The organism is Sphingobacterium deserti, assembly GCF_000757725.1.
Taxonomy (GTDB): domain Bacteria; phylum Bacteroidota; class Bacteroidia; order Sphingobacteriales; family Sphingobacteriaceae; genus Sphingobacterium; species Sphingobacterium deserti.
Genome location: NZ_JJMU01000010.1, coordinates 141,356 through 150,779, shown reverse-complemented (window position 1 = coordinate 150,779; position 9,424 = coordinate 141,356). Strand labels below are relative to the sequence as shown.

The window sequence follows — 9,424 nt, the reverse complement described above, 5'->3', positions numbered from 1 at the left end:
CATCAGTTCGAGTCTGGTTCCATTCATGCGAATTATTTCTTTGATGCTAATCGATCAATTATGGCATACACCGTTTATGTAATCTATTCATCGAGTTACAATAAGATCTATATTGGATATACTTCAGACCTTGAGGGTCGCCTTTTATCCCATAATGAGCTGGGAAGGAAAGGTTGGACGATTGCATTTCGTCCTTGGCGACTACTGTACACCGAAGAATATTCGAGGAAGCAAGATGCTATGCGTAGAGAAAAAGAGCTAAAAAGTGCGAGAGGACGATTGTTTATTAGAGCCTTGATTGAGAGAGATTGAGCTCCGTTGTGATTTCATGTTGTGTTTATCTTCTAATTTCTTGACCTTGGAAACATACGCAATCGTTTGATTAGGTGTAGCGTCTTTTTAGAACCCCCAATCTTCTTTAAGTTTACCAAAAATAAACTTGAATATGCGTGCAAATACTTGCCTAAAAAAAGTTGCTATACTTGGCATCTTTTTCAATGCATTCCTGTCGTGTGCTAACCTACAGGATGATTTAACAGCTGTTGCTGAAACTGTTGATACAGTAATCCATGAAATTCCGTTAGCCGGAAATGCTTTTCTAACACATAAACCTGATGGCGCGGATGAAATTATAACCAGTAGTGGGCTTGCGAATTGGACAAACAATGCGAGCACGACTAGTGTATATTTCCGCAGCCAGGATGCCGGAAATGTCAGCCTAAAGTTGCGCGCGAAGGTGGCACCGGAAAGTAACAGTAGTAAAATCAAGATCACCGTAGGCGGCAGCTCAAAAGAAATAAATCTCACAGGATCTAATTTTCAAGACTACGAAATCGGAAGTTGCCGTGACCACGGGCTATGTAAAATTGGATCTGCAAGGCGTTTCAAAAACCGGGGGCTATTACGGTGATGTTTCACATCTTCTTGTAAGTGGGATACCTTCGGAAAAGTTGTTATACGCAAATGATCCGGATTATTACTATTGGGCTAGGAGAGGCCCATCATGCCATATGGGGTATAGCATACCGACTAATGAAGCTGTGCAGTATTATTATGGCGAACTCACTGTTCCGGAAGGGCAAGATGCCGTGGGGTCTTATTTTATGAGCAACGGTTTTTCGGAAGGTTATTTTGGTATACAAGTAAATTCCGATGCGGAGCGCAGAATATTGTTCTCCGTTTGGAGCCCACATGTCACCGATAATCCAGCAGATATCCCGGCCCATTTGCGCGTCACACTAAATAAGAAAGGAACGGATGTCTACACTGGTGAATTTGGAAATGAGGGATCCGGTGGGCAGAGTTTTTTAAGATATAACTGGACGGCAGGCACTACGTATAAGTTTCTGCTGAAGGGCCATCCTGACAATCACGGCGCTACGGAATATACCGCCTGGATGCACTTACCGGATCGAGGCGGATGGTGTCTCATCGCTAGCTGGAAAAGGCCGGAAACCTCAAAAAATTTGACGGGTTTTCATAGCTTTCTAGAGAACTTCAATCCAGACAATGGCCATTTGGGTCGTAAAGTGTTATTTTCTAATCGTTGGGTGCACACTGTGTCAGGGAAATGGCTTCCCATTCAATCCGCAAGGTTCACAGTGGACGCCACATACAATGCCCGTCAACGTATTGATGCAATTGGCGGTGTCGAACACAATCAATTTTATTTGCAAAACGGAGGCTTTTTCTCTACCATCGTTGAACCCAACAGTAACTTTTCTATTCAACCAGCCCAAGCAGCACCTGTTATAGATTTCGATTCGCTGCCTTAGAATTACTGATATGCCAGTAGAAAATAATTTTTCTAAAAACATCTATGCATTGATTATGTAGTATAAAAGGCACGAAAAGGTGGTTGTAATGTCCAATATTGATAATCAAATCAAAATATTAAATTTGATTGTTGTAAGAAGATGTTAATTCGGCAATCTTTTATATTTATTACTCAGATCTAAATATTTTATGAAAACATACTGTCTCACGCTGGTCTGCAAAATGTTTGTAGTCATATTACTTTCTTTGCTTAGCTCATTAGCGGCTGAAGGTCAAATACCACAAGCAAAAGATCATTATTTCAAAATAGGAATTGCAGTGCAGCGAGCTCTTGGTGGCGTTAATATAAAAGGGAGCGGAGAGACGTTTTATGGGAATATTTTTCCAGAGGGCATCGAGCAGGTTCAGACAAACCGTGAAGATAATTATTGGAGACCATTAAGCCTTTCCTATGGGAAATATATCACAGACCGTTATAGTTTGGGGCTTGGTGCTGAGATTGACACGTATGGATTAGGGGATCGAACTAGATCTTCTCTACCGATTTTTCTAGAAGGTGCTTACAATTTCGGCTTATCTGGTAGCGGAACATTCTTTGTAAATGTAAAGCCTGGATATTCTATTGGAATTGAATCTACATTTCACAGTGGGGTTAAAGTCGAGACGGCAATCGGATACGAATTCAACAAGAGACAAGAAAGGAGGGTATCTTACGGAATTTCATTAGGGTATAATTATCAGGAATTAAGAAAGGTACGGCAGGTGGAGATGCGTAATATTCAAGGTACTGGTATGTACACAGAAGTGGGGGAACGATTTGTAAACGTCGCATTAAGTTCCGTTCCTATAATCTTCTTCATCCGGTTATAAGGCCGGGTGAATCTTTTAATTTAAAAAGATGGTTCCCATTCATAACCTTCCCCGCAAATCTGTACTTTTTCTAAAGTAAAGATCTTGCGATGTTTCGTCATTTCCATTTTTGATAACAAATGTTATATTAAGGGTGTCGTTCCGTAGTTCAACAATTTGGAATTGCGCTTGCTCTAATCCTCCAGTGACCATTATTATTTTATGTTGAAAGCCTCCATATTCAGACTTATTATAGATTGCTTCGTTAATCCAATTTTTTTCCTAGACCATGAATGTAAAAAATTTCTCTATACTGATGAGAAGAATTAAACAAACGTTTGTGTTGTTTTACGCAAACGTTTTCGTTTTGCGCGTTGTTTTTAATAAGGTTATTTTAAGTTAACTTGTCGCCAAACTATATTTAAGACTACGAGTTAAATAAACCTTAAAAGTAACTTTATGATAATTAAATTGATAGGTCCTCTTTTTAGTAGTGGAACTGCTTGGCCAGTGTTGATAATGATTATTATGGGGGCTCCCTGTCTCACTTTCGGACGCTCAGTGTCAAGTATGACAGTCACAATGGTGCAACAGCAGGTCACAGGTCGCGTTATCTCTACAAAAGGGCCGGTGGTGGGGGCAACTGTTTCCGTACAAGGTGGACTCGTTTCCACATCTACGGACGAGCAAGGAAATTTTACTCTTGCTGCTGTGGCGGGGGATGTTTTGGTCTTTACGGCTGTAGGCTTCGAGTCTCAAACCCAAGTTGTCGATGGAAATAAGATACAGGTTTCGCTAAAGGCCAGCGATCAAGCTTTGGAAGAAGTAGTTGTTGTGGGGTATGGGACGCAACGTAAAAGTGATATTACAGGATCAATAGCTTCAGTTCGAACGCAAGACATCGAAAAGATGCCATCCTTCAGAGCAGATCAAGCTCTTCAGGGACGGGTAGCAGGATTGAATGTACAAAGTACGGATGCCGCTCCGAATGCCAATGTAAGCATACGGATACGGGGCGCCAATTCGATAGGTGGAGGCAACGATCCTTTAGTGGTTATCGATGGGCTTCAGGGAGCATCACTCAATACGCTTAATCCAAATGATATTGCTTCAATGGAAGTTTTAAAAGATGCTTCTGCTACGGCCATTTATGGTTCAAGAGGGGCAAACGGTGTGATCATCGTTACCACGAAAAAAGGCAATTCTGGAAAGCCCCAATTTACGTACAATGCGTACGGAAGTTTAAATCAGCTACGAAAAAAATTGGATCTGCTTAATGCAACGCAATATGCGACGTTAATAAACGAGAATAGAATAGAGCATGATCTTCCTGTGCAATTTACACCAGAAGAGATTCTTTCATTTGGAAATACAGGTACCGACTGGCAAGATGCTATTTTCAGAAATGCATTTCAGCATAACCAACAATTGAGCGTAAGCGGTGCCAATGATCATGTAAACTATTATATTTCTGGAAATTATCTTTCAAACGAAGGGATTATGCGCAATTCCTCCTATCAACGCTATGCAGTACGTTCTAACGTGGATTTACGCCTATCAGATAAAACACGTTTAAACCTGAATGCCTATTTAACAGATGAGACCAACCATCCCACCGTTATGAATACCTTTGCGGGCCAAAATAGCGGTAGCCCAGTATATTCGGCTTTGGTATGGTCTCCGCTAAAATCTATATATGATGTGAATGGACATTATACGTTACCGGGTGGCGGGTTTGGCCCGACAACGAATTACAATCCTGTAGCGCTTGCGGAAGAGCCTGTCCGCGATCATTACGCCAATGCCGCCAACATCGTTGGAAATTTCGACTACGACATTATTGACGGATTGAAATTTTCCATTACCGGTGCATGGCGCAATATCGACAATCAGAATAATGACTATTTTAATTCCAGGCCTACCAACTCGACGGGTACCGAAGTAGCGTCGATTGTCAATAGTAAGTGGACCTATCTTCAGAATACAAATATGCTTACCTATGAGAAGGCATTCGATCAACATAAGCTTAAGGCAACGGGCGTTGTTGAACAGCAGTATGAAGAAAGCAGCGGCAGCACTGCCGGAGCCATCGGCTTCTCTACAGATGCTGTGCTGTACAATAACCTCTCGCTTGGATCAAACCCCCAAGTCCCGACTTCATACCGGACCTCGCGGAGCCTCCTTTCCTATTTGTTAAGGGTAAACTATGGCTTCGCCGATCGTTACCTCTTGACGGTAACGGGCAGAAGAGATGGATCATCTGTTTTCGGAGCTAACAATAAATGGGGCTATTTTCCCTCGGTTGCTTTAGGCTGGAATATTTCGAACGAGCAATTTATGAAAAATATTACATCTATTTCTTCACTCAAATTAAGAGGGAGTTATGGCGTTACCGGCAACCAAGGCGTGCAACCCTATCAGTCTCTTGCTACGTTAAATACCGATTTTTTCTATCCAATTGGCGGTTCTTCCGTTGCTGCGGGCGTTGGGCTTGGCGGTGCTGCAAACCCAAACTTAAAATGGGAAAGGACAGCCCAGGCAAATATAGGTGTCGATTTAAATATGTTTAATGACAGGCTTATCTTCAACGTTGATCTGTATCGAAAGAAGACAAGTGACTTGTTAATGTCAGTTCCCCTTCCCATGACGGCAGGGGGAAATGGCACCGTCCTACGGAACGTCGGCGCTTCGGAAAACAAAGGATTCGAGGTCTACGTTGGGGGCAGTCCCATTTCCAAAACCTTCAAATGGGAAACGGGCGTTACCTTTGCATTGAATAAAAACAACGTTCTTTCTCTCTTTGAAGGGCAACAGGATCTGCTGCTTGGCAATCCCGGGTTGCCTGGGTTTAATCAATCAGTATGGCTGGAGGTGGGCGAACCCTTGGGGTTATTTAGAGGCTATGATTATCTAGGAGTATGGAAGCAGGGTGAAATAGAAGAAGCTGCCACGTATCGTGCACAACCCGGAGATTCCAAATACCGGGACGTGAACGGTGATGGAATTATTGATGAGCAGGACATTGTGAACATCGGAAATGCCCAACCTAAGTTTGTCTTTGGTTGGAACAACACATTTTCGTACAGAAACTTTGATTTGAATATTTTTCTCAACGGTGTACAAGGCAATAGCATATACAACATTTCGAGGGTAAACATGGAGACGGGTGATGTTACCAGCGCAAAAATGCGTGATCGATGGACACCCGAAAATGAAGATACACAAACACCCTCTTTCAAAGGCGCTGCAGATGGACGCCTCAATTCGTCACGTTGGCTGGAAGATGGTAGCTATCTGAGGATAAAAAATATCACATTGGGCTACCAGTTGCCAACGGAATTCCTGAAGGGAATCAAATTAAAACATGCTAGAGTTTACTTAAATGCGGGCAATCTATTCACGTTCACACGCTACTCGGGTTTTGATCCCGAAGTAAGTATCGATGTAGACTCAAGGGCAGGGGTCGATTTAGCTACTTACCCATCACAGAAATCGTTCACTTTTGGACTGGATCTAAAATTCTGATGTTATGAATTATCTAATAAAAACTAGTATTGCAATCATTGTTATTTTCCTAATGGGTTGTGTAAAATTGGAAGAACGGCCTGAAGGAAATGTTGTTCCTGAGAACTTTTACAGAACAACAGGCGACTTTGAAGGCGCGATTGTAGGCCTTTTTAGACCCTTGTACGGCGGTTATAACGGTTTCGATTTTGATTACCCCTTTATCGCCGGCTGTGGCGCCGAAGATATACATACCGTAGTCGGCAGATGGCGTTTTATGGAGTCGTTGACTGCCACTGCCAGCCAGTTTGATGAAATAACTACTCCGTTGTGGCGCGGTGCTTATGGAAGTATCAATAATGCGAACATCATCCTTTCCAACCTACCGCATGCCGAGGGGATTACCGCAGAGAAAATGGCCGATTTTGAAGGGCAGGCAAGGTTTATGCGTGCATTTTCCTATTTCAACTTAGTAAGATGGTTTGGCGAAGTGCCCATCATTACCGCGGAAAACCGCACTATTGCCGATGAGGTCGGGCAATCCGGGATACAGCAAATTTATGACCTGATTGTAGATGACCTGGTAGATGCAGAGAGTAAGTTGCCCGTTGCTTTCATAGAGAAGGGCAGGCCAACAAGAGGTGCTGCCAAAGCCTTGTTGGCAAAAGTTTACCTCACCATGGCGGGATGGCCACTAAACCAAACGGAGAAATACGCACTCGCTAGGGATAAATCAAAAGAGGTGATAGACATGGGTGTTTATTCCCTGGAGCCCGACTTTGGAAGCCTTTGGTTGGTAGCGAACAAAGCGTCAAACAGGGAGTTTATATTCGCGCTTTACGGGACATCGACAAATGGAACTGTTTCCGCGAGTCATTTACACCTGTCCACCCGACAATGGGATGGTGGGGAAAATGGGTGGGGCGATTTTCAAAGTGACAAGCGTTTCTTCGAACAATTTCCTGCAGGACGTCGGAAAGAGGCTTCCTTTTATACGGTGTCTTTAAATGGGTTAAGGTGGGAGGATTCTAATTATGGACAGCCCTACATTGCGAAGTATCGCGACGGTGGTGCACCCTGTGGACCGAATGAAGTGTGTAATGGTGAAAATGGCGACGGGTTTTTGCCGATATTACGTTATGCAGATGTTCTGCTGATGTATGCGGAGGCGGCGAACATGTCGGAGGGTTCACCTTCAGCCGATGCCTTAGCAGCGATTAATCAGGTGCGAAGAAGAGCGTTGGGGGAAAATAGCAATACACAGCCGAATACTTCTGCTGACCTTTCCGGAAGTTTGTCGCGGGAAGAGTTTGATAAAGCAGTGCTCGATGAGCGGAACTGGGAACTTGCATTTGAACAGAATCGTTGGTTCGATCTTGTAAGACGAGATCTGCTTGCACAAAAACTGGGCGCTCCAGAATGGTATCCATCAGGCCAATTTCGGAAATTGCTTCCAAAACCAACCACAGAAATACTACTTATTAAAAACAACGGCCTAGTCCAAAATGAGGGCTACTAAGAAATTACCGCAATGAAGAATCTTAAAATATGTGCCATTGTTGTACTGTTGCTGGGCAATCTGTCAGGTATTGCAGATGATACGCCAATAAATGATGGAAATACTGTTAATGGCTCAGATGCCCTCAACGGAAGCTTTGAATCGAAATTCAAACGTTACAGCGTCGGACAAATGTTTACAGGTATACAGGAAATGAACTGGAGTGATACCGTATGGAGAAATGACCGCATTCACAAACAGATTGTTCTATGGAGTGATAGGGCGTTGAACGACGTCAGGTATGAGGTCAGCGATCTTGTCGGTACAGAAGGATACATCCCGGCAGCTAGCGTGAGCTTGCGTTTTCCTTCGTATGTACTTGGCGATTTACAAACCGGAAGCTGCGACGCATTTACGCAGCGAACAGATACCTTTATAGCAGATGCGCTATCTTCCGAGAAAGTAACGTCGATTACGCCTGGAGAGCCGGTCAAGGTATGGGTAACCATTGATATTCCCGACAACGTACACGAGGGTAAGTACTCCGGTACGATGCTTGTCAAAGGAAGTGATGATGCCGAACAAAAGTTCACATTCGATATTCTCGTGGTTAACAAAACGCTTCCGCCTGTCGCAGATTGGTCTTATCATCTTGACCTTTGGCAGTTTCCGTTTCAACTGTTGAGTCTGTATAACAGTTCGCACGCGGACAAAATAAAGCCGTTCTCTGCGGAGTATTTCCGGCTGATAAAACCTTTTTATGCTTTGTTAGCGGACGCCGGACAGAAAGCGATCACTACATACATTAAAGACGGTGCCGTATTGGATGGGCAAACTATGATAAAATGGAACAGAAACGATAGTGGAATGTGGACATATGATTTTTCGGACTTCGACGCCTATGTGGAACACATGATGCAATGGGGAATAAAGAAGCAAATCAACTGTTTCTCGATTGCGGGCTGGAATAGCCGATCTATCGCCTATTTTGATGGAGCAACATCATCCAACAGCAAGCTTGAAGTTAAAGCGGGAAGCCCTGATTTCACCGCCGTATGGAATTCCTTTCTCGATGCCTTTAAAAAACATCTTAAGGCCAAAGGCTGGTTTGATAAAACGGTGTTGTATATGGATGAAACAACAGATGGGGAAATGTCCGAAATTGTAAAGGTTATAAAACAACATGATAAGCGTTGGAAGATTGGTATTGCGGGACATAATGTGCGCAAGGAAACGGAAGAAAATTTGTATGATTACGCTACTATTTTAGGATACAATAAGCTCACCCAATTCCGTGGGGACAGGATCAACACGTTTTATACGAGCTGTTCACAAACAAATCCTAATAATTACGTGAGCATACAAAACAGCCCTGCAGAAATGACCTGGATGGCTTGGCATGCCGCTGCATTGGGCTTCAATGGCTATCTGCGGTGGGCCTATGATTATTGGACCAAAGAGAATCCGATCGATGTGCGAGATGGTTCCAATTGCGCCGGTGATTTCAGTATGATATACAGGACGGATAACTCTTCCTCAAGCAAGCCAGTTTCCAGTATGCGGCTCGAGCTTCTCCGGGAGGGTATACAAGATTATGAAAAAATTCGAATACTTAACAATGCAACTTTGAACGAGGAATTAAAGCAATTCAGCGCGACTTCCGGAGCGTATGCGCCCTCGCTCGTGCCTAGTGCACAAGGTTTACTCAAAAAAATATCGACTTTGTAATGTTCAAAATGCGAATATTTCAAAAGATTTTCATTTTGTATATTCTAGTCAAAATAAATAAACTATAAG

Annotated in this window: 7 protein-coding genes; all 7 read left to right on the top strand. The window is 43.2% G+C overall.

All coding sequences use genetic code 11. The features are described from left to right. On the top strand, nucleotides 1-312 hold a 312-nt coding region (locus tag DI53_RS03560), incomplete at its 5' end, for a GIY-YIG nuclease family protein (RefSeq protein WP_241462364.1). Nucleotides 313-445: 133 nt separating this feature from the next. Then, nucleotides 446-910: a DUF5077 domain-containing protein gene (locus DI53_RS20500; protein WP_206537981.1), complete on the top strand. Its 465-nt coding sequence runs from the start codon at nucleotides 446-448 to the stop codon at nucleotides 908-910. Continuing rightward, nucleotides 846-1,775, top strand: coding sequence for a DUF3472 domain-containing protein (locus tag DI53_RS03555; protein ID WP_206537980.1), 930 nt, complete (start codon nucleotides 846-848; stop codon nucleotides 1,773-1,775). Before DI53_RS20500 ends, DI53_RS03555 begins: the two co-directional genes overlap by 65 nt. Nucleotides 1,776-1,965: 190 nt before the next feature. Beyond that, on the top strand, nucleotides 1,966-2,646 hold the full coding sequence (locus tag DI53_RS03550) for a hypothetical protein (protein WP_131555163.1): 681 nt from the start codon (nucleotides 1,966-1,968) through the stop codon (nucleotides 2,644-2,646). A gap of 438 nt (nucleotides 2,647-3,084) precedes the next feature. After that, a complete protein-coding gene (locus DI53_RS03545; RefSeq protein WP_081939377.1) occupies nucleotides 3,085-6,150 on the top strand; it encodes a SusC/RagA family TonB-linked outer membrane protein in 3,066 nt (1,021 codons plus the stop codon). A 4-nt stretch (nucleotides 6,151-6,154) separates the two neighbouring features. Next, the gene (locus tag DI53_RS03540; RefSeq protein WP_037495383.1) at nucleotides 6,155-7,648 is read left to right on the top strand and encodes a RagB/SusD family nutrient uptake outer membrane protein; all 1,494 of its coding nucleotides are present in this window, start codon (nucleotides 6,155-6,157) and stop codon (nucleotides 7,646-7,648) included. Between the two features lie 12 nt (nucleotides 7,649-7,660). After that, on the top strand, nucleotides 7,661-9,355 hold the full coding sequence (locus DI53_RS03535) for a DUF4091 domain-containing protein (protein ID WP_052072026.1): 1,695 nt from the start codon (nucleotides 7,661-7,663) through the stop codon (nucleotides 9,353-9,355). Nucleotides 9,356-9,424: the final 69 nt, after the last annotated feature.